The sequence below is a fragment of the Symbiobacterium thermophilum IAM 14863 genome (genome assembly GCF_000009905.1).
GTDB classification, from domain to species: Bacteria; Bacillota; Sulfobacillia; order Symbiobacteriales; family Symbiobacteriaceae; genus Symbiobacterium; species Symbiobacterium thermophilum.
On the sequence record NC_006177.1, the window covers coordinates 1292933 to 1313667 of the forward strand.

At 68.4% G+C, this 20735-nt stretch carries 20 protein-coding genes; 15 read left to right on the forward strand and 5 right to left on the reverse strand.

The genetic code is table 11. The annotated features are described in order from the left end of the window. The first annotated feature begins 3 nt into the window (after window positions 1-3). The 7 genes from STH_RS17010 (at window position 4) to STH_RS19660 (ending at window position 7707) form a co-directional block, all read left to right on the forward strand. On the forward strand, window positions 4-1767 hold the full coding sequence (locus STH_RS17010; protein WP_050742137.1) for an anti-sigma factor domain-containing protein: 1764 nt from the start codon (window positions 4-6) through the stop codon (window positions 1765-1767). 156 nt (window positions 1768-1923) lie between these two features. Next, window positions 1924-3597, forward strand: a complete 1674-nt coding sequence (locus STH_RS17015; protein WP_148205501.1) for a SpoIID/LytB domain-containing protein — start codon at window positions 1924-1926, stop codon at window positions 3595-3597. A gap of 1 nt (window position 3598) precedes the next feature. After that, window positions 3599-4624, forward strand: coding sequence for a tRNA preQ1(34) S-adenosylmethionine ribosyltransferase-isomerase QueA (gene queA, locus STH_RS05940; RefSeq protein ID WP_011195296.1), 1026 nt, complete (start codon window positions 3599-3601; stop codon window positions 4622-4624). Between the two features lie 67 nt (window positions 4625-4691). Beyond that, window positions 4692-5894 carry a tRNA guanosine(34) transglycosylase Tgt gene (gene tgt, locus STH_RS05945; protein ID WP_011195297.1) on the forward strand — a complete coding sequence of 401 codons (1203 nt, stop codon included), beginning with the start codon at window positions 4692-4694 and terminating at the stop codon, window positions 5892-5894. Between the two features lie 19 nt (window positions 5895-5913). After that, a complete protein-coding gene (locus STH_RS05950; RefSeq protein ID WP_011195298.1) occupies window positions 5914-6396 on the forward strand; it encodes a GNAT family N-acetyltransferase in 483 nt (160 codons plus the stop codon). Window positions 6397-6502: 106 nt separating this feature from the next. Then, window positions 6503-6772 (forward strand): preprotein translocase subunit YajC, encoded by a 270-nt coding sequence (gene yajC, locus STH_RS05955; RefSeq protein WP_337957494.1) that lies wholly within the window; start codon window positions 6503-6505, stop codon window positions 6770-6772. 227 nt (window positions 6773-6999) lie between these two features. Then, a complete protein-coding gene (locus tag STH_RS19660; RefSeq protein WP_050742139.1) occupies window positions 7000-7707 on the forward strand; it encodes a LuxR C-terminal-related transcriptional regulator in 708 nt (235 codons plus the stop codon). A 12-nt stretch (window positions 7708-7719) separates the two neighbouring features. Here STH_RS19660 and STH_RS05965 read toward each other — a convergent pair whose 3' ends face one another. The 3 genes from STH_RS05965 to STH_RS05975 are packed head-to-tail and all read right to left on the reverse strand — an operon-like array spanning window position 7720 to window position 12099. After that, window positions 7720-8946 carry a SpoVR family protein gene (locus STH_RS05965; RefSeq protein ID WP_011195301.1) on the reverse strand — a complete coding sequence of 409 codons (1227 nt, stop codon included), beginning with the start codon at window positions 8944-8946 and terminating at the stop codon, window positions 7720-7722. A 1-nt stretch (window position 8947) separates the two neighbouring features. Then, on the reverse strand, window positions 8948-10135 hold the full coding sequence (gene yhbH / locus STH_RS05970; protein WP_011195302.1) for a sporulation protein YhbH: 1188 nt from the start codon (window positions 10133-10135) through the stop codon (window positions 8948-8950). Window positions 10136-10185: 50 nt separating this feature from the next. Next, the gene (locus STH_RS05975; RefSeq protein WP_011195303.1) at window positions 10186-12099 is read right to left on the reverse strand and encodes a PrkA family serine protein kinase; all 1914 of its coding nucleotides are present in this window, start codon (window positions 12097-12099) and stop codon (window positions 10186-10188) included. Window positions 12100-12261: 162 nt separating this feature from the next. On the opposite strand from STH_RS05975, the gene STH_RS17025 reads away from it, so the two are divergent. After that, window positions 12262-12711 (forward strand): MarR family winged helix-turn-helix transcriptional regulator, encoded by a 450-nt coding sequence (locus STH_RS17025; protein ID WP_050742140.1) that lies wholly within the window; start codon window positions 12262-12264, stop codon window positions 12709-12711. A 179-nt stretch (window positions 12712-12890) separates the two neighbouring features. Continuing rightward, window positions 12891-13568, forward strand: coding sequence for a SipW-dependent-type signal peptide-containing protein (locus STH_RS05990; protein WP_011195305.1), 678 nt, complete (start codon window positions 12891-12893; stop codon window positions 13566-13568). Between the two features lie 80 nt (window positions 13569-13648). On the opposite strand, the gene STH_RS17030 is transcribed toward STH_RS05990, so the two are convergent. Beyond that, entirely contained in the window at window positions 13649-14203 is a 555-nt protein-coding gene (locus STH_RS17030; protein ID WP_011195306.1) for an RNA polymerase sigma factor, read from the reverse strand. A 321-nt stretch (window positions 14204-14524) separates the two neighbouring features. Between STH_RS17030 and STH_RS17035 the strand changes: the two genes are divergently transcribed. Beyond that, window positions 14525-15025: a MarR family winged helix-turn-helix transcriptional regulator gene (locus STH_RS17035; RefSeq protein WP_050742141.1), complete on the forward strand. Its 501-nt coding sequence runs from the start codon at window positions 14525-14527 to the stop codon at window positions 15023-15025. A gap of 69 nt (window positions 15026-15094) precedes the next feature. On the opposite strand, the gene STH_RS06005 is transcribed toward STH_RS17035, so the two are convergent. Further along, complete coding sequence (locus tag STH_RS06005; protein ID WP_011195308.1) at window positions 15095-15784, reverse strand: response regulator transcription factor; 690 nt, start codon at window positions 15782-15784, stop codon at window positions 15095-15097. Between the two features lie 339 nt (window positions 15785-16123). Between STH_RS06005 and STH_RS06010 the strand changes: the two genes are divergently transcribed. From STH_RS06010 to STH_RS06030, 5 genes are all read left to right on the forward strand, one after another. Further along, window positions 16124-17686: a hypothetical protein gene (locus STH_RS06010; protein WP_043713578.1), complete on the forward strand. Its 1563-nt coding sequence runs from the start codon at window positions 16124-16126 to the stop codon at window positions 17684-17686. Then, a complete protein-coding gene (locus tag STH_RS06015; RefSeq protein WP_011195311.1) occupies window positions 17683-18273 on the forward strand; it encodes a signal peptidase I in 591 nt (196 codons plus the stop codon). Before STH_RS06010 ends, STH_RS06015 begins: the two co-directional genes overlap by 4 nt. A 101-nt stretch (window positions 18274-18374) precedes the next feature. Continuing rightward, complete coding sequence (locus STH_RS06020; RefSeq protein WP_011195312.1) at window positions 18375-18893, forward strand: TasA family protein; 519 nt, start codon at window positions 18375-18377, stop codon at window positions 18891-18893. A gap of 97 nt (window positions 18894-18990) precedes the next feature. Further along, a complete protein-coding gene (locus STH_RS06025) occupies window positions 18991-19626 on the forward strand; it encodes a SipW-dependent-type signal peptide-containing protein (RefSeq protein ID WP_043713581.1) in 636 nt (211 codons plus the stop codon). A 286-nt stretch (window positions 19627-19912) separates the two neighbouring features. After that, window positions 19913-20539 carry a hypothetical protein gene (locus STH_RS06030; protein WP_043713583.1) on the forward strand — a complete coding sequence of 209 codons (627 nt, stop codon included), beginning with the start codon at window positions 19913-19915 and terminating at the stop codon, window positions 20537-20539. Window positions 20540-20735 lie beyond the last annotated feature (196 nt).

Below are 20735 nucleotides of genomic sequence, written 5' to 3' on the forward strand. Positions count from 1 at the left end.
CATATGCAGAAGGGCATTCTGCTGGAGGTGGAGGGGAAGACCGGGATCGTGCTCACCCCCACGGGCGAGTTCCGGCGCGTTCCCCTGCCTGCCGGAGACCCGGCGGTGGGCGATGAGATCCTCGTGCCCGCGCTGGATGCCGGGACCGGGCTGCGGCGATGGGCCCGGATATGGGCGGCGGCAGCCGCCGCGGTGCTGCTGGCGGTTCTGGCGCCGGTCGGGTACTGGCACTGGAGCCTGGCCCAGCCGGCCGCGCTGGTCATGATCGACATCAACCCGAGCATCCAGCTGACCGTGAACGGCCGCCGGCACGTGGTGGAGGCCGAGGGCCTGAACGCGGACGGCCAGGAGGTGCTGGATCAGATTGAGTGGCGCCGGCGGCCGGTCGAGGCGGTAACCCGGGCCATCGCGGCGCAGGCCATCCGGCTCGGGAAGCTGAACCCCGCCGCCGACGACAGCGCCGTCGTGGTGGCGGTGGCGCCGCTTGCCGGGACGGGCCGGTCCGCCGGGCTGACCCAGTCCATCGTGGAGCAGTCGCGCAGCGCCCTGCAGTTCGTGGTGGTTCAGGAGGCTGAGAGTCAGGGCGCCGCCCCGCTGGCCGGCGTCGCCGTCGTGCAGGCCACCCCCGACGAGGTGGAGGAGGCCCGCCGACAGGACCTGACGGTGCCCAGGCTGATCATCCTGGAGGAGGTGCAGGCCGACCATCCGGAGGTGACGGCGGACGCGATCCGCGACGTGCCGCCCGGCCAGTTCCTGAAGTCGCTGGGCATCGACCCCGGCGAGGTGTTCAGCCGGGCCGAGCAGCGGCGGGCGCCGGCGCAGCCGGCCGCCACGCCGGCCGCGGCCGGGGACAGGGGCGTCCACGGGCGGGCTGACGACGGTCGGGAGGAGCGGCACAGCAACAGCTGGTGGAACCTCTGGACCGGCAACTCCGGCAAGGACAGCTCAGGCAAGGGTGACCGGGGGAAGGATAAGCCGGGCAAGGACAGCCCAGGCAAGGGGAATCCGGGCGCGGCCAACCCCGGCAAGAGCAACCCGGTCAAGGACGGCCCGGGCGCGGCCAACCCCGGCAAGAGCAACCCGGTCAAGGACGGCCCGGGCAAGGACAACCCGGGCAAGAGCAACCCAGGGAAGGATGGCCCGGGCAAGGACAACCCTGGCAAGAGCAACCCAGGCAAGGACGGCCCGGGCGCGGCCAACCCCGGCAAGAGCAACCCAGGGAAGGATGGCCCAGGCAAGGACAACCCGGGCAAGAGCAACCCAGGGAAGGATGGCCCGGGCAAGGCCAACCCCGGCAAGAGCAACCCAGGGAAGGATGGCCCAGGCAAGGACAACCCGGGCAAGAGCAACCCAGGGAAGGATGGCCCGGGCAAGGACAACTCCGGCAAGAGCAACCCAGGGAAGGATGGCCCGGGCGCGGCCAACCCCGGCAAGAGCAACCCAGGGAAGGATGGCCCGGGCAAGGACAGCCCGGGCAATGGCGGCGCGCCCCAGGGTGACTCCAAGGGCAGCCGCCTCGATGACGGCCGGCCCGGTAACGCCGGCAAGGCGAACGCTGGCAAGGATGGCTCCGACAAGGGCGGCCCCGGCAAGAACGGCTCCGCCAACGGCCGTTCGGCGCGGGATGACGACGGAGGCGACCGGCCGGTCCAACCGGGGCAACCCCGACCGGGGCAACCCGGCCCGGCAGCGGAACCGGCCGGGGCAGGGAAGCCAGGGCCGGCAATGCCCATCCGGGCAGAAGCGCACCGGTCCGGGGGACGATGACCGGCCCGACCGGGGGGCCGGAACGGGCGCTCTGGCGCGGGACGAATGCGTGAGGGGGTCGGGCAGCCGACCCCCTTTCTGCGCCCGCAGGGAGGAGAACATCTTTGATGGAGCGAACGATTGAGTCATAGATTTTCCCAACCTGAGGTAAAGGCGGTGGCCCCGTTGCGAGCCCGTTTCACCCTTGCCACGGCGTTGCTCACGGCGCTCCTGCTGGTTCTGGTGACTCCCGTGCCGGGCGCGTGGTCGCGCATCGCCCTGGCTGAGACGGGGGACGAGGCCGTCCCGGCGCCGCCGGCGGACTTCCCGGTGCGGGTCGGCCTGGCGTGGGGCCAGACGGCGGCGGAGATCGGCAGCACAGGCGGCCTCTGGATCGTCGCCGACGGCGGGGTCCTGGGGGAGGTGCCGGCCGGCGCCTCCGTGCGCGCCGTCCTCACCGGCGGCGGCCTGTTCGTGGAGCCCCTGCAGTCGTGGTTCGCCGGCCCTGTCCGGCTGGTGCCCTTCCCCGGCGGGTATATTAGCTTCCAGGGAAGGGCCTACCGCGGCGAGATCCAGCTGGTGGTCACGGCCAAGGGGCAGCTGTCCGTGGTGAACGTCGTCAACCTGGAGGACTACCTCCTCTCCGTCGTCCCGGCGGAGATGGATCACCGCTGGCCGGAGGAGGCGCTCAAGGCCCAGGCGGTGGCCTCCCGCTCTTACGCCGTCGCCAACCTGGGGCGGTGGGCCGAGGACGGCTTCGACCTGCGCGCCACCGTCGACGACCAGGCTTACCTGGGCATCGCCCAGGAGAAGCCCGGCGCCACCGCGGCGGTCCTGGCCACGGCCGGCGAGGTGATCACCTACCAGGGGCGCGTCGTTGCGGCCTACTACCACTCCTCTTCGGGCGGCCACACCGAGAACAACGAGGATATCTGGACCGGGGGGTCGCCGCAGGGGTACCTGCGCGGGGTACCCGACTACGATGCCCTGCCGGAGAACCGGTACACTGCCTGGTCCAGCACCTTCACGGTGGACGAGTTCAGCCAGCGGCTGGAGGCCGCCGGCTTCGGCGTGGGCCGGGTGACGGCGGTCACGCCGGGCCGTCCCGCGGCCAGTGGGAGGCCGGCTACCTGGGAGGTGGTCGGCACGGAGGGCTCCCGGACCCTGACCATGCAACAGATGCGCAGCGCCCTCGGACTGCCCGCGCCGCCCCGGCAGATCGCGCTGGCGGGGGCCGAGGGCCCCGTGTCCGTGGCGGACCCGGACGCCGATCCGGCGGTCGAGCCCGAGCCGGCGCCAGCGCCCGCACCGGCAACGGAATCTGAACCTCAGCCCGCACCGGATCCGGCGCCGGAGCAGGGGCCGAAGGCCGCTCCGGTGGCCGTGCTGGGGGCGGACGGCCTCGTCCGGGCCCGGCCGGTCGTCGGCAGCTACGCCCTGGGCGCGGGCGGCGTGGCGCAGCCGCTGGAGGGCCTCGCGGCGGTGGCCTCGGCCCACGGATATGTCGTCGTGGGCGCGGTGCCCCGGCCCGGCGCGACGGTGCCGTCGCGGGGCGACGCCCGCCCGCGGGAGCCCGAGCAGGGTGGCGCACCGACGCCGGCTCCGGCGCCCCAGCCCGAGCCCCAGCCCGAGCCCCAGCCCGAGCCACAGCCCGAGCCCCAGCCCGAGCCGCTGCCTGAGCCCCGACCGGCGCCGAAGGCCGAACCCGAGGCGATCGTGGTCAGCGGCAGCGGTCACGGCCATGGGGTCGGCATGTCCCAGTGGGGCGCGCACGGCATGGCCCTGCTGGGGAAGAGCTACATCGAGATCCTGACCCACTACTATACCGGCACGAAGGTGGAGACCCGCTGAAGTGCGACTCTCGGACTTTGACTACGACCTTCCCAAGGAACTGATTGCCCAGAAGCCGGTGGAGCCGCGCGACGCCTCCCGGCTGATGGTGGTGCACAGGGCAAGCGGTGCCATCGAGCACCGCTGCTTCCGCGACCTGCCCGAGTACCTGCGCCCCGGGGACGGGCTGGTGATCAACGAAACCCGGGTCATGCCCGCCCGGCTCCTCGGCTCTCGCGAGCAGACCGGCGGCGCGATGGAGGTGCTCCTGCTGAAGCGGCTCGACCGGGACCGGTGGGAGACCCTGGTCAAACCGGGGAAGAAGGCCCGCCCCGGCGAGCGGATCGTCTTCGGCGACGGCCTGCTCGTCGGCACCGTGGTTGGCCCCACCGACTACGGGGGCCGGGTCATCGACTTTCATTATGAGGGCGTCTTCGAGAACCTGCTGGAGCGGCTGGGGCAGATGCCGCTGCCGCCGTACATCCACGAGCAGCTGGAGGAGCCCGAGCGCTATCAGACGGTCTACGCCCGGGAGTGGGGCTCCGCGGCGGCTCCCACGGCGGGGCTGCACTTCACGGCGGAGCTGCTGGACCGGCTGGCGGCCCGGGGGGTGGAGATCCACCGGATCACGCTGCACGTGGGCCTGGGCACCTTCCGCCCGGTGGAGGTGGAGGACCCCACCCAGCACAAGATGCACAGCGAGTTCTACCACGTCTCGCCGGAGGCGGCCGCCGGCATCAATGCCGTGCGGAAGGGGGGCGGGCGGCTGGTCGCCGTGGGCACGACCTCCGTGCGCACCCTGGAGACCGTCGCCGACGAGGACGGGACGGTCCGACCCGGCGAGGGCTGGACCGACATCTTCATCTACCCGGGATACCGCTTCAAGGCGGTGGATGCCCTGGTGACCAACTTCCACCTGCCCAAGTCCACCCTTCTGATGCTGGTGTCCGCGCTGGCCGGCCACGACCTGATCATGCGAGCCTACCGGGAGGCCGTGGCGCAGCGGTACCGCTTCTTCAGCTTCGGCGACGCGATGCTGATCCTGTGACGGGTCGCTGGCGGGCGCACCGGCGGTTGTGTTACCATACCTCAGGAAACTCAGGGGAGGCATTCCTTTGGCGGTTCGTTGGGAGTTACTCAGGCGTGATCCGGCCTCGGCCGCGCGGCTCGGGCGCCTCCACACCCCCCGTGGGGTGATCGAGACGCCCGTCTTCATGCCGGTCGGCACCCAGGCCACCGTCAAGACCCTCAACCCGGAGGAGGTCTGGGATCTGGGGGCGCGGATCATCCTCAGCAATACCTATCACCTGTACCTGCGCCCGGGGCACGACCTGGTGCAGGAGGCGGGCGGGCTGCACCGGTTCATGAACTGGAAGGGCGCCGTGCTCACGGACTCGGGGGGCTTTCAGGTCTTTTCGCTGGCCGACCTGCGCAAGATCACCGAGGAGGGCGTGCAGTTCCGTTCGCACATCGACGGCAGCACCCACTTCCTGAGCCCCGAGAAGGCCATCGCCGTGGAGAACGCGCTCGGCGCCGACATCATCATGGCCTTCGACGAGTGCACCCCGTGGCCGTGCGACTACGACTACGCCAAGCGCTCCATCGAGCGGACGGCGCGCTGGGCCGCCCGCTGCAAGGCTGCCCACGCCCGGCCTGACGAACAGGCCCTCTTCGGCATCGTGCAGGGCTCCACCTTCGCGGACCTGCGCCGCCAGTCCGCCGAGGAGATCGTGGCGCTGGACTTCCCCGGCTACGGGATCGGCGGGCTTTCGGTCGGTGAGCCCAAGGAGCTGATGCACGAGATGCTGGAGGTGCAGGTGCCGCTCCTGCCGGACGACCGGCCGCGCTATCTGATGGGCGTCGGGTCGCCCGAGGACCTTGTGGAGGGCGTCTGGCGCGGCGTCGACATGTTCGACTGCGTGCTCCCCACCCGCATCGCCCGCCACGGCACGGTCTTCGTGCCCGACGGCAAGATGACCGTGCGCAACGCCGAGTTCGCCCGGGATTTCCTGCCGATCCAGGAGGGCTGTGACTGCTACGCCTGCCGGAACTTCAGCCGGGCCTACATCCGCCACCTGCTGAAGGCGGATGAGATGCTCGGGCTCCGACTCTGCTCCATTCACAACCTCCGTTTTCTGGTCCGGCTCATGGAGGAGATCCGGGCGGCCCTGGCCGCGGGCACCTTCGCCGAGTACCGCAAGGCGTTCCTGGAGCGCTGGCACGCCGGCGAGGCGGAGCGCCGGGAGCGCGCCCGCGCGGCGGGCGGCGCCGGCCACGCCCCCGGCCCCGCCGAGCCCCTCCTGCCCGAGAACCGCTAGCTGCAAGGGGGAGTCGAGAGTGGCCATTCAGTACCGCGCCGCGACCCGTGCCGACCTGAACGCGCTTCTGCCCCTGGTGGAGGCCTTCGCCCGGGAGCAGCAGAACCAGCTGGGCCTGTACTCGCTGGCCGAGGGGTTCATGCAGTTCGCCAAGACGGGCCTGGCCCAGGCCCTGGAGCATCCCGCAGCCGTGGTGATGATCGCGGAGGACGAAGGCCGGGGGGAGGGCCCGGTCGGCTACTGCGTCGGCAGCCTGCAGGAGCCGCCCGCCCTGTTCCGGCCCGAGCTGTACACCTACATCTCCGACCTGTACGTCCTGCCGGAGTACCGGCGCCGGGGCATCGGCACCGGCCTCGTCGAGCGGGTTCGGGGCTGGGGCTACCTGAAGGGCGCGTTCTCCGTCTCGATGATCGTGCCCACCGGCAGCGCCGCCGTGGGGTTGGGCGAGCGGGTCGGGATGCGGCCCATCCAGGTGCTGATGTACGCCTCCGGCCAGCGCTGAGCCGGCGGGGTCTTCGACAGAATACCGGATGTGGCCGTTGGAAAATGTACAGGCACTCTGCGCACGTGGTATAGTGAACCCATGACACAGCGAGGAGGAAATGGCCTTGGACTTTCTTATGCAGTGGGGTCCCCTGATTCTGCTGTTCGTCCTGATGTACTTCATGATGATCCGCCCCCAGCAGCAGCAGCAGAAGAAGCGGCAGGAGATGCTGAACTCGCTCAAGGTCGGCGATGAGATCGTGACTATCGGCGGGTTGCACGGCGTGATCCAGGCGGTCGACGAAACCAACAACACCATCCGGGTCAAGGTCGCCTCCAACGTGGAGCTGACCTTCAACCGCAGCGCCGTCGGCACGGTCCGGCGCGAGAAGTGACGGAACCCGAGGCGGACGAGACCACCCGGCCTTCGACAGGGCCGGGTGGTTTCGTGTTATCGCCAGTCAGTTCTAGATAGCGGAAAATTTCTGTTGACTCGGCTCAGGGCCATACGGTAGAATGGGTGATGAAATCGACCGAAATAAGCGCTGGATGAGAAATGGGGATGTCGGATTTCTGTCGCAGAAAACGGTCGGGCGTCCAGGCGCGAACGGGAGGAGCGCCCATGAGCTTGATGGTGCGGGAGCAGGCGTTCGCAGCCGTCCCCCAGGAGGTTGTGGTCGACCGCCTGCGGCCGCTTCTGAGCCCAAGGGAACTGGAAGTCGCGCAGCTCGCGCTGTCGGGGCTGCCCACGGCGGAGGTCGCGCGGCGGCTGTTCGTGACGGTGAACACGGTGAAGACCCACATCCGCCACATCTTGCGCAAGACCGGCACGGAGTCGCGGGCGGAGCTTGTCCGCAGGCTGCTCATGGAGGAAGAACTGGCCGCGGGCAAGCGGGATCCGGTGACCGGGTTCCTGCCCCGCACGGCTTTCCGCCGCCGGGCACTGGATCTCATGCGCAAGCACCGGGGGCAGGGGGTTTCGCTGATCTGGCTCGAGGCGCAGGGCAGGCAGCGGCTGTCGGTCGTGGAGCGGGTGGCGGCCGACCTGGCCGTAGCCGAGGCGCTGTCGGAAGCGGTCCGCGCGCCGGATCTGGCCTTCCGCTGGTCTGAGGACCAGTTCCTGGGGCTGCTGCCGGCCACGGACCGGGAGGTGGCCCGAACCGTCACGATGCGCCTCGGCCTGTGGTTGGGGGAGTGGGCCAGCGTCAGCGGCTGCGACCTGCTCTTCTCGCTGGCGTGTTCCAGTTCGCTGGAGGGGCTGACCTCGCCCGAAGCCCTGATGGAGGCGGCGGTACGCCGCTCCGGAGAAGTCCTGGAAGACATTGCGTAGCCGGGTGCTGGTTCACAGCACCCGGCTCGTCACTTCTTCGCCATGGCAGGTGTAGACGGTGTTTCGGCCGCCCTGCACCGTCTCCAGGTGGACGGGCCGGCGCCAGATGTGATGCACGTGACGCAGCGCGTGCGTCAGGTGGGTCACGTCCAGTTCCACTCCGTCGTAGCCGTGGCGCAGGTAGAGTTCGCCCCTCCCCTGGTAGTTGTCGTCCTCGGCGTAAATGTAGGGAAGCCCGCAGTTCTCCAGCTGGCGCAGGAGCAGGTCCCGCACGGCGGTCCAGTCGGTGGCCGCCACCTGCCACTGGCCGTTCTGCTGGGCGTAGACGTGGAGGTTCAACGCCTGGCACAGCTCAGGGGTGAGGTAGTTGCGGACCAGGGAGACGTCGGTCTCCAGGGTGCGCACCTCGAAGAGCCGTTCGCGGCCGTAACGGGCCTCGATGGACTCCAGCAGGTGGTAACCCAGCCGGTAGGGGTTCAACTGGTGCGGATGGGGGGCGATCACGGCCGCGTGCATCCGGGCGAACTCCACGGCCTGGGCGGGGGGCAGGTCCAGCTCCCGCAGAAGGCGCACGTGCCAGAAGGTTGCCCAGCCTTCGTTGAGGATCTTGGTCTCCATCTGGGGGCGGAAGTAGAGCGCCTCCTCCCGCAGGCTGGCGAGGATGTCCCGCTCCCAGTCCGCCAGCTCCGGGGCCCGTTCCAGCAGGAACAGGGGAAGGTCGCGCTGCGGCGCCGGGCGCGGCCCGGGGAACGGATCGATCTGCTCTGCGACCGCGAGGGCGGCGTCCAGGAAGCGTTCGACGGGCCCGCGGCCCAGCCTCTCCTCGTACCGGCGCACCCGCTCGGCGAAGGCGCTCATGGAGTGGAGCATCCGGCGGTTGGTGGACTGGAACCGCCAGTTGTGCTTGAAGAAGTCGGCGTGGGCCAGCACGTGGGCCGCCACCAGCGTGTTCTCCAGCAGGCTGTTGGACTCCAGCAGGAAGGCGTGGCACGGATCGGAGTTGATGACCAGCTCGTAGATCTTGGTCAGCCCCAGCTTCGCCTGGCTCTTCAACAGGTGGTAGGCCTTGCCGAAGGACCAGTGGGAGAACCGGGTGGGCATGCCGTAGGCGCCGAAGGTGTAGAGCACATCCGGCGGGCAGAGCTCGAACCGCAGGGGGAAGAAGTCCAGGCCCGCCGCCCGGGCCCGGCGGACCACCGCCTCAACCGCCTCCCCCAGCCTGTCCAGGTCGCAGGCCACGTCATCCGGCCCCCCTTTCGCCGGCGCCCGGCCGCGGGAAGAAGGCCCGCAAGGCCGCGTAGATCTCCGAGCGGTCCCGGATCAGGGCGGTGACGAAGCGCGGGTGGTCGATCTCCTCGCGGAACAGGGTGAGGAGCGTGTTGGGCTGGTAGTAGGGCATGGAGAGGTACTGGGGCTGCGTCTCGATCTGCCCGTAGCCCACCAGCGCGCAGCGTTCCAGCAGCTTCCGCAGCAGGGCCACCGCCCGGGGGTTGTCCGAGATGAGGTTGTCGCCGTCGGAGAAGTGGAAGGCGTAGAGGTTGTGCCGGTCGGGCGGGTACCGCCGGTCGATGAGCTGCAGGGCATACTCGTAGGCCGAGGAGCAGCGGGTGCCGCCGGATTCGCCCCGGGTGAAGAAAGACTCCTCGTCCATCTCCTTCGCCTCGGTGGTGTGGGCGACGAAGTGGAGCTTCACCCGCTCATACCGGGTGCGGAGGAAGCGGACCATCCAGTGGCAGAGGCTGCGGGCGATGTACTTCTCCCCCGTGCCCATGGAACCCGAGGTATCCATCATGATGATCAGCACGGCGCTGGCTCCGGGGATCTCGGCCTCATCCCAGGTCCGGAAGCGCAGGTCCTCCCGGCGGATCCCCGCCAGGGGCGGCCTTCCGGCCAGCCGGTTGCGCTTCATCGCTTCCAGCAAGGTGCGCTTCTTGTCGATATTGGCGTAGAGCCCCTGGCGCCGCACGTCCCGCCACTCGTGGTGCAGCACGGTCAGGTGGGGCTCCTGTTTGGGTTCGAGGTGGGGGAGGGAGAGCTCAGCGAAGAGCAGCTCCTCCAGCTCCTCCAGCGGCACGTCGGTCTCGAACCAGTCTTCGCCGGCCTCGTCGCCGGCGCCGCTGCCGCCGGCCGCCTCGGCTGCCCGGCCGGGCCGGCCGACGGGCTCACCGGGGCGGACGGGGCCGTCCGCCTCGCCCACCCGGGGCTGCTTCTGCCAGTCCAGCCGGAACCGGTACTCCCTCAGGACCCGGATCGGCAGCCGCACCACCTTGCGGCCGTCGCTGGCGATAATGGCCTCGTCGCTCACGATGTCGGCCAGGTTGGCCCGGATGGCCTCCCGGATCCGCGCCTGGTGCCGCTCCTGGTCCATCTGCCCCTGGCGGTGCAGGGACCAGTCCTCCCGGGAGATGACAAACGGCAGGTCTGCCATCGCTCGCGCCTCCTCTGCGGCATGTTGCGTGCGCGGGGTCGCCCCTGTGGCTATCGGCTCAGCAGGGAGCCGACGTAGCGCAGCAGCTCGTGGGCGCAGGACGGGCAGTAGCCGTGCTCCTGCACCAGCCGCTCTGCCACCTCGTCCATGCGCCGCTGCTGTTCGGCGTCGGGCGCGTGCAGGGACGTGGTGATCTTGACGACGTCCTTCAGGTCCGCGAAGAGCTTCTTCTCGATGGCCTCCCGGAGCCGCTCGTGGGAGGTGTAGTCAAAGGTCATCCCCCGGCGGGCGTAGGTGGACAGCCGGATCATGATCTCCTCCCGAAAGGCCTTCTTCGCGTTCTCCGAGACGCCGATCTGCTCCTCGATCGACCGCATCAGCCGCTCGTCGGGCTCCCGCAGCTCGTCGGTCAGCGGGTCCCGGATCTTCCGGCCGCCGCAGAACGCCTCCACGTTGTCCAGGTAGTTGGCGAGGAGGGTGCGGGCGGAGTCCTCGTAGGCGTGGATGAAGGCCTTCTGGACCTCCCGCCGGGCGATGTCGTCGTACTCCTGCCGGGCCAGGGCGATGAGGGAGAGCAGCCGTTCCCGCTCCTCCGGGGTGATGGAGGGGTGCTGGTCCAGACCGTCCTTCAGGGAGCGCAGAATGTCCAGCGCGTTGATGCACGCCTTGTCGCTGTTCTCGCCCTTGCGGATGATCGCGGAGGAGATGCGGTTGATCACGTAGCGGGGGTCCACCCCGCTCATCCCCTCGACGCCTTCGAATTCGCGCTGCAGTTCGGCCACGTCCTCCGGCGTGTACCCCTCCACGTGGGCGCCGTCGTAGAGCTTCAGCTTCTTCATCAGGTCCATGCCCGCCCGCTGCGACTCCTTCAGGCGGCTCAGCACGGAGAAGACGGCGGCCGTGTACAGCGCGTGGGGGGCGATGTGGACGTGGCCCGTGTCGGCCTGTCGGATCAGCTTCTCGTAGATGCGCACCTCGTCGGAGACCCGCAGGTTGTATGGGATGGGGATGACGATGATGCGGCTCTGCAGGGCCTCGTTTTTCTTGTTGGCGATGAACGCCCGGTACTCGGTCTCGTTGGTGTGGGCGACCACCAGCTCGTCTGCGGAGATGAGGGCGAAGCGGCCGGCCTTGAAGTTGCCCTCCTGGCTGAGGCTGAGCAGATGCCAGAGGAACTTCTCGTCGAGCTTCAGCATCTCCTGAAACTCCATGATGCCGCGGTTGGCCTTGTTCAGCTCGCCGTCGAAACGGTAGGCGCGGGGGTCAGACTCGGAGCCGTACTCGCCGATGGTGGAGAAGTCGATGGAGCCCGTGAGGTCGGCGATGTCCTGCGACTTGGGGTCGGAGGGGCTGAAGGTGCCGATGCCCACACGGTCCGCCTCCGAGAGGAACACCCGCACCACGGGCACCTCCTCGATCCGGCCGCCGTACTCCTCCCGCACCATCAGCCGGCAGCGGGGGCAGAGGTCGCCCTCGATGACCACGCCCAGCTCCTTCTCCAGCATCGGCCGCAGCTCGCGGGGTACCAGGTGCAGCGGTTCCTCGTGCATCGGGCAACCGCGGATCGCGTAGACGGCTCCCTCCGGCGTGCGGCTGTACTCCTCCAGCCCCCGCTTCAGCAGGGCGACCAGGGTGGACTTCCCGCCGCTGACCGGACCCATGAGAAGGAGGATCCGCTTGCGCACGTCCAGGCGGCGGGCTGCGGGGTGCAGGTACTCCTCCACCAGCCGCTCCAGGGCGCGGTCGAGGCCGAAGAGCTCCTGCTCGAAGAAGCGGTAGCGCCGCACGCCGTTGACTTCCTCCACCCCGCGGGAGACGATCATGTTGTAGATGCGGGCGTGCGCATGCTGGGCCACGCGCGGGTTCCTGGCCACGATCTCCAGGTAGTCGGCGAACGTCCCCTCCCAGCGCAGGGACTCCTCCCGGTTCCGGTATGCCTCCAGCTGCTGCAGCAGCGTGTTCATCCGCACTCCACCTCCTGGCTATGAGTTATACCCAGCGCCGCAATCGTCGAAACATACCGCGGAATGCCGCGAATGTGACCAGTACGTGAACATTTTAGTTGTCACGTACGTATTGGGGGGTAGAGAGGTACGGGGACGGACCCCGAGGGAGAGGTGGTTGCATTGGCAGCGAGCGCTCTGCCGCTGGATCCCCTGGCATACGTGCAGACGGCGTCGGTGGTCTCCCACATCCTGCAGACCCGGTGCGACGGTTACCTGAAGCGCACCCACGGCCTGAGCTGGCCGGGGTTCACGGTGCTCAGGACGCTGAAGCAGTGCGGGCCGACGTCGGCCAAGCGGCTGACGGCTGCCCTGGCCTGCACCCACAGCAACATCACCGGCATCGTCGACCGGCTGGAGCGGGACGGATGGGTGAGGCGGACCCGGTCGACCGAGGACCGCCGGGTGATCTACCTCGAGCTCACGGAGAAGGGCGAGCGGATCGACGAGGTGGAGGAGGGGCTGCATCGGTTCCTGACCCTGTCGCTGGGGCACTGGTTCGGCGAGGCCCACCCGCTGTTCGAGCGGCTCCAGGCCCTGGAGGCGCGGATGGGCGACGGGCAGGAGGCATGAGGATGCCCGGGCAGTGCGCGGAGGCAGCACAACGCCCGGGCATCTTCCGCGTCACCCCCCGGCGCCGGTGCGCGCCCGCGGGCGTGTGTGATTTCGCCGGCAGCGAAAATCACCCGCACGGGCGATGCCTATCTCCTTCATAATGAGACCGTCCAGGCATATTCCATCATTCGGGGGGAATGGGACTTCGGTTCGTCTGGTCAAGCCTCCTGTCCGTGATCCTGACCGGCGGGCTGCTCGGCGCCACGACCCTCGCCCTGTTCACGGACCAGGCGGAGAGCAGCGGGCAGTTCACCGCCTGCACGCTTCCGCTGCGCTGCTCCACCGTGGTCAACACGGAGAGCGCCCTGTTCGGCGGCTCAGCGCCGGCGAGGATCACGAAAGCCGGCCCGACGGAACACGTGTTGCAGCCGGGTGAGCAGCACGACATCACCATCACGGTCGAACTGCCGAAGGAAGCCGGCAACGCGTACCAGAACGCCCAGGGCACGTTGACCATCACGTTCTTCGCACCCCAGAGGACGAACATGGAGTGGGTTCCCCTCGGGCCCAAGTTGAAGGCGGACAACGTTGCTGTCCCCGCGACCGGTCGGGTGTATGACCTGTGCCAGGTGGAACTGACCGGAGGAGAAGTCGTCAACCTGGACAAGGCGAGGGGGATCTGGATCCAGGTGTGGGATCCGACCCCGAAGTGGAACTGGGCGCCCATCATCGGGGACGATCACAACCTGTGGTCTGACAACGATCTGCCCAGCGGCGGCTACAACGTCTATATCTTCATGGAGGATGGTACGGTCTACCGGACCCTCACCATTCCCCATACGAGAAACCAGACGAACGAGCGGCGAACCTCCTGACCGGAGGTCCGCCGCTTCCCTCGTCGGGCGACGGGCCGTGTTTCATGGGTGCGAAGCGCAGGGCCCGCGGGTGTTTGCTTTCATGAGAGGTAACCCTGGTCGACCCCTACACTGGCCAACTCACGGGAGAGGTACTGCAGGCCGTTGCGCAGCCGGCTCTTCACCGTTCCCAGCGGCAGGTTCAGCTCCTCGGCGATGTCGCGGTACGAATAGCCGGCCAGGAGCCGCAGGCTGAGCACGGAGTTGTAGTGCTGCGGCAGCCGGTGCAGGGCTTCGCGCAGGGCCTCGACGAAGGCCTTGCGCTCCAGCTCCGACTCCGGCCCCGGGGTCGGATCCAGCAGGTCCTCGGTCAGCAGGGCGGTGGTCTGGTGCCGCTGGCTGCGCAACACGTCGAGGGCGGCGTTGCGCGTCACCTTGTACAGCCACGCCCGCAGTTGGCTGGTGGGCTCCAGCGATTCCATGTGGCACCAGGCCTTGTACATGGCGTCCTGGCAGACCTCCTCGGCAGCGAAGGGGTCGCCCAGGAGGCGGTTGGCGTAGGAAAGGAGGGACCCGCCCATGACCTCCATAAGCCGTCCCAGCTGCTCGTCGTCGCTGAGCGCGGGCTGTGCCCACATCTCGACGCCTTCGCGCATGACCCTTCAACCCCTCTCTATGTACAGACAGCAAACAGACCATAGTAGAACAATATGGACTAGCGAATGTTTCGGACCAGAGGGCGCCCCCTGCGCCGTAATCATAGCACCATTATGTAAGAACAAACAAGGGTGATTGTTCAGTCGTTTACTCACAATCTATCCACGGGTCCCCCAGCAGGGGGGTGATGGCGGTCATTTTCGCATGAGGATATGCCGGACCTGATCATACTCGCAATCCAAGGGAAAATATGCACTTTCAATTGCTGTCTGTGAACATTTAACGGTGGCGATACGTTATGACAGGTAGAGAAACGGGAGATGGGGGTGGGTGTCCTGAGCCGGACCGACGTTGCGGCGGTGGAGCGCATCGCCATGGTGAGGCGGATGGCCAGCAGGCTCGAGCAGCAGTGCGAACGGTACCTGCGCTCGGCCTACGGCCTCAGCTGGCCCCAGTTCCAGGTGCTCCGGGAGCTGTCGGTGGAGCGCCCGACCATGCTGCAGCGGGTGAACGACGCCGTCTACTGCACCCGCGGCAACCTGGCGGCCATCATCGACCGGCTGGAGCGGGACGGGTGGCTGGAGCGCTTCCGCCTGCAGGGGGATCGCAGGGTTGTGATGCTGAGCCTCACGGAGAAAGGGGCCCAGGTCACCGCGATCGAGGCGGAGCTGCGCGCCCGCATCCGGGAGTGGCTGGAACCGGTGTGGCGGGAGGCCCAGGAGATTCAGGAGTACCTGGGCGTTCTGCTCCGGGACATGACCGATCCGCTGGCCGCGGAAGAGGCGCTGAAGCCGAAGGAGCGGCTGGTCGCGGCCAGCTGACCGGGCGCTGCACAGGCGAGAAACGGGCCAGGGCACGGAGCCCTGGCCCGTTTCGCGTCGAGCGGTCTACTAATCAATGTAATCGACGTGTCTGAGGCGTTGAACGGCGAGTTGCACGACGGAAGGGGCCGTCCCCGCCCCCTCGGCGATGGCTGCGGCGCCCACTGCGGCCCTCATCATCAGCCGTTTCCGCTGGGCCCACCGCTGCACCTTGCGGACCAGCCGGTCGGCCACCTCGACGGCCGCGGTCCGGTCGCTCCCGGGCAGAAGCAGCAGGTAGAGGTCATCCCGCCAGGGCAGGAGATGGTCACGGCTGCGGATGGACGTGGCCAGCAGGTCGGTGAGGATGGTGCCGGGCACCCTCGTCGCCAGGCCGGACTGGAAGAACTCCAGGTGGAGGAGGACCACGGTGGCGTTCATGCCCTCAGCCTGGTCCTGATGCAGGTCGGCGAAAATCCGCTGGAACTCGGCCGGCAGGTCCTCTGCCACCGTTCCGATCCGCGCGGGCGCGCTGGCGGCCTCCATCAGCGCCCGGTACAGCTCCACCCGGCTGCGCGTTCTGGTCTTGCGGTAGAGGTTGCGCAGGTGCGTCTTGACCGTGTTCTCGGAGATAAAGAGCGCGGCCGCAATCTCCTGGGTGGAGCGCCCGGAAACCAGCAGACGGCCGACCTCCAGTTCCCGCTGGCTGAGGTGCGCGCCCCAGATCCGCTCCAGGGAGTAGACGGCCACAGATGTCTTCTCGGCCTCCTGGATGCCCATAATTCTGCACGCTCCTTTGCAGCATGAACAGTACTCCTCAAATTCGCCGAAAAGTCATGGCCTCCTGCTCACCCGGCGCGGGTGATGTCCGAAAAGATCGAATTCATCCTCCCAGGTGATCTAACATAAAATATCATGCTTACGAAGTATTCCCCTGGCCGCCGGCGCGTGCGCGTGCCGGCGGCCTCATGCGCGTAGGACCGCGGCTCTCGCACCATCACTCCCTTAAATGTTCACTTGCCAAGACTGATATGAAGAATCATCCGCGAATTCATGCCCACAGGTGAGGCGGCCCTGTGCCATAATCGGCGCGACGGGAGGTGATGCCCGCTGCGACGCATGACGCGCAAGCGCCGGCTGCGGCAGAAGGCGATGCGGGCCCTGGGTCGCCAGATCCGGGAGTCCGGCAGCAGGTTGCCCCTGGTGCTGATCCCGGTGACGATGGTGATCTCCAGTCTGGCGGCCGGGCACGTGACCGGGGCGACCTTCGCTCTCAACCAGGACGTCGGGCAGGCGCAGAGCATCCAGTTCCAGGCCCTGACCACATCGCAGGTGCTCCGTTTCACCTCGGGCCGGGTCCAGCTGGTGGAAGATGGCGGGCCGGACCAGGTGGGCTCGGAGGTCGTGCGGGTCTTCCGGATCATGAACATCAGCGACCGGCGCGTGGACCTCTCGGTGGAGCTGACCGGCATCCCATGGGCACGGGCAGCACTCTCCCGCAGCGTGCTGGGCCCGGGCGAGACGGCCGAGATCGTGGTCAGCGGCACGCCGGATCAGCCGGGCCAGTACCAGGGTTACCTGACCGTGTACGGAATGGGCGGCTTCCTGGAGCTGGGCATGGAGTTCACCGTCGTGATCGTCCCGGCGCCGGATCCCTGCCGGCCCGCCGAATGGCCGGCGCCCGGAGCACGGGGCGGGGAGGCGTCGGGGGATCCGGTCCGGGAGCCTGACCCCGAGGAGACGGAGGAGTCCGAGGCCGTCATCGGCCTGCATCCCGACCTGCTGGGCCTGCCCGCCGAGGACGCGCCGGAGCCGGCCGCTGCGGAGCCCGACGGTGAACCGGAGGCTCCTGAGGCTGCCGACGAGGCCGGTCATGAGCCCGGGGAAGGGGCCGGGGAACCGGCGGCCCCCGGTGACGACGGGTCGGCATCCGAGTCAGGCGACGAGGCCGTTCCTTCCGGGGACGGCGTGGATGGTGGCGCCGCCGCGCCCCCTGACACGACAGATCCGTGTGCTGACGCTCCCGGCGGCCAGCTGCCCGATCCGGCTCCGGACTGCGGGGTTCCCGCCGAGGCCGTCGTGGAGGAGGAGGAAGGCGAGCAGGCTGCGGAGCCCGATGACTGCGCCCCCGCTGCAGCTCCTCCCGGCGATGAGGCGGCCGAACCCGGCGATGGCGACCAGGACGGCCGCAAGGAAGAGGACGAAGATGCGGCCGGGGAGCCGGTGGAGGACGACGCTGAGGGGACCGGCGATCCGCACGACGACGAACTCACCGAGGGTGACACCGCCGGTGAGCCGGAGGACGACGCCGACGACAGTGGGTCTGGCGCTGAGCAGCCCGGCGACGCGGTCGGCGGGACCGACGAGGCCGCCGACGACGGGATCGCAGGCGGGGACGGAGATGCCGGTTCCGGTGAGACCGACAGCGACGAGCCCGACAGCGACGGACCCGAAGACGGCGCACCCGATGACGGTGACCCGGGCGTTAGCGATGATGCGGACGGCCCAGGCGCCGAGGACGCTGATGCTGACACCGGCGACGCCGACGGCGGCTCGCCTGGCGGCGAACAGGCCCACGGTGATTCTGCCGGCGATGACGGAGCGGATCCCGACGACACCGGGCAGCCGCTGACCGGGTCGGACGCGGCGGACGACGCCGACGCAGGGGGGCAGACGACGTGAAGATCCTGCTGCGCATCCTCAGTGGAGCCGTGACAGCGGTACTGGCCATCGCCCTGGCGGGGACGGTGCTGTTGGCCCTCGCCGGGCGCAGGGCGCCCGACCGGATCCCGACGGTTTTCGACTACAAGGTGCTCACCGTGCTGAGCGGCTCCATGGAGCCGGCGATCAGGACCGGTGACGCAATCATCGTGGAGCCGCTGAGGCCGGAGCACGAGATCCGGGAAGGCGACGTCATCACCTTCCGGGCGGCAGACGCCCCCGACATGCTGATCACCCACCGGGTCATCGGCATCGTGTCGGTCAACGGCGAGCCGGCGGCCTACGTGACCAAGGGCGACGCCAACGAGGCGCCTGACCTGGTCCCGGTTCAGCGGTCCCAGATCGTCGGCATCCACCGGTGGCGGATTCCGTACTACGGCTACCTCTCGGACTTCATGCACACCAGGGAGGGGATCATCTCCCTCGTGATCGTCCCGGGCGTGCTGCTGATTGCCCTGGAGGTCCGCAAGATCTTCCAGGTGATCGCCGAGGAGGAGAAGGCCAGGCAGGCCGACGAGAAACCCGCCGACGCCCAGTCCCCCAGTTAGTCACCTGCAGCCGGTCTGCAGTGCGAGTGTTGCCGGGCCTGCGCCCAGGCAGCGAATCCAGATTCCAGATCCAACACCATTTCTTTGGAGGGTGAGACCGAATGAAGAGGATCCTGTTGAGCCTCGCAACCGTGGGTGCCCTGTCTGCTCTGGTTACCGGCGCCACCTTCGCCCTGTTCACCGCCAGCACCGAGAACACGAACAACACCTTCACGGCCGGTACCGTCCGGTTCGGCAAGGACTTCAACGCCAGCTGTGATCTGAGCGCCGACAACATCGCGCCCGGCGACTCCGGCTCCTGCAGCTACACGATCACCTACGTGGGCAGCCTCGAAGCGTTCGTCGGCGTTGAGCACAGCGTCTCCGGCGACCTGTTCTCCGGCGACAACCCGATGACCTACACCGTCAACGGCAAGAGCGACAGCGGCACCATCCTGCTGGGCAAGGCCAGCAACGGCGATACCGTGACCGCCGACGTCCAGTGGTCCTTCCCGCTCGCGGCGGGCGACGAGTACGAGGGCAAGAGCGGCACCATCAGCCTGACGTTCAAGGCGGTCCAGGTCCGCAACAACGAGGACGCCTCCGGGAACCCCATCTCCTGGAATGAGGACGGGACCTAGTCGAACCCGCGCCGTGAGCTGACACCGGAACACCAAGATGACGGAACGCCCGCCGGGATCCACCGGTCCCGGCGGGCGTGGATTAGGAGGTAACCCCATGAGCAAGAAGACTCTGATGGTGCTGGGGTCAGCCGTGGCGATCTCCGCGCTTTCCATCGGCGGGACCCTGGCCCTGTTCACGGACGCGACGGACGCTTCCAAGGACTTCGTCGCCGGGACGCTCTGCCTCCGGTCCGACCGGAACGACGGCGACCCGGTCCCCGGCCCGATGTTCTACATCACGCCGGAACAGGGCAAGACCCCGTCCGGCCAGCTCGGGATCAACGCCACCGGTCCCTGGGCCCCCGGCGACTCCCACACGCGGACCCTCACGGTCTATAACTCGCCTGACTGCAGCAGCATGGACGCCTGGCTCGTCAGCGTTGAGGCACGGCTGACGGAGGGCATCGAGGACCAGTACGAGCCGATGGCCGAGAAGTTGCACGTGAAGGTCAAGACGCCGAAGCGCGGCGGGCCTGACGAGGTGGTGGCCGAGGCGCCGCTCAGCGACTTCCTGGCGGGTCCCGTCTCCATCGCTTATCCTGACGGGACCAAGATTCCGCTTCACCTCACGAGCAACCGGCACATGAAGTTCGAGGTTACCTTTGACAAGGCCGCCGGAAACGACTACCAGGACAAGACCCTGGTGGTGGACTTCATCGTGCACGCCGAGCAGATGAAGAACAACCCGTAATCCCAAAGCGGCCGAGCGACCCCTGGGAGCGCCTTCCCCTGGGGCACGGGGCGGAGAAACCGTTGCGGGAAGACGTGCCAGCGAGACCGCCGCGGCGGTCGGTTTCCGGCACGGCACCAGACGGTGGGATGGGTGGGCTGCGGAAGTGTGCGCAGGCTGCTGCACTGGAAAGGGTTCCCGTCCCCTTGTAGCCGAGGGCACACGTACTCGGGTGCGGAGGGATTCGCCCGGGGCGAAAACGGCGCCCCCGGGCTGATCCGAGCAGGACAAAGGAGGGGAAGATCCGGTGATTCGCACATGGGTGATGGCGGCCGCACTTGTCCTGGTCACGGCGCTTGCCGGCGTGGGCGTCACCTTTGCCCTCTTCACCGACAGCCGGGAGGGCGGCAGCCATGAACTGGTGGCCGGCACGGTGAGAATCGATGGTGAACGGGTGAACGACACGGTCCGGGGGCCCATGTTCTACATCGACGGCGCGTCGGACGGTGTGACCCACGACGGGCAGGAAGGGCTGCTTCCGACCGGCCTCTGGGCCCCGGGTGACGCGCACCACCGCGGCTTCCAGATCGAGAACGTCGGCACCCTGGATGTGAAGCTGACGGGCATGACGGCGGAGCTTAAAGCGGGCGACGAGGTCCTCGCCGGCGCGCTGGACGTGAAGATCTACGACGACCTGTACCTGGACGAGGACGGCCACGTGCTTAACCCCGAGGCAACCCTGATCTACTCGGGCAAGCTGGCCGAGTTCCTCGGCAGCGGCATGTCGTTCCCCACGCCCATCGAGCTGGCTCCGGGCGACCTGGCGTCGATCGGAATCCTGGTCTCCTTCCCGCTGGATGCGGGTGACGCGTACCAGGGCACGACGATCAAGGTTACCTTCAGCGCCCACGCCGAGCAGCTCCGGAACAACTAACGGAGGGGGAGGGAAGCGATCATGGCGCGTCTGTTGCGCAAGCTCACCGCCTGGCTGGTTTCCGGGGCGCTGGTCGTGGGGACGACCTTCTCGTTCGCCCCCCTTGCTGCGGCGCAGGAGCCGCTTCCGCCGGGGCTTGAGGACCTGGAGGTTCCGGGCCCGCTGCCGCCCGGGCAGCCGTCGGATCGCACGGGCA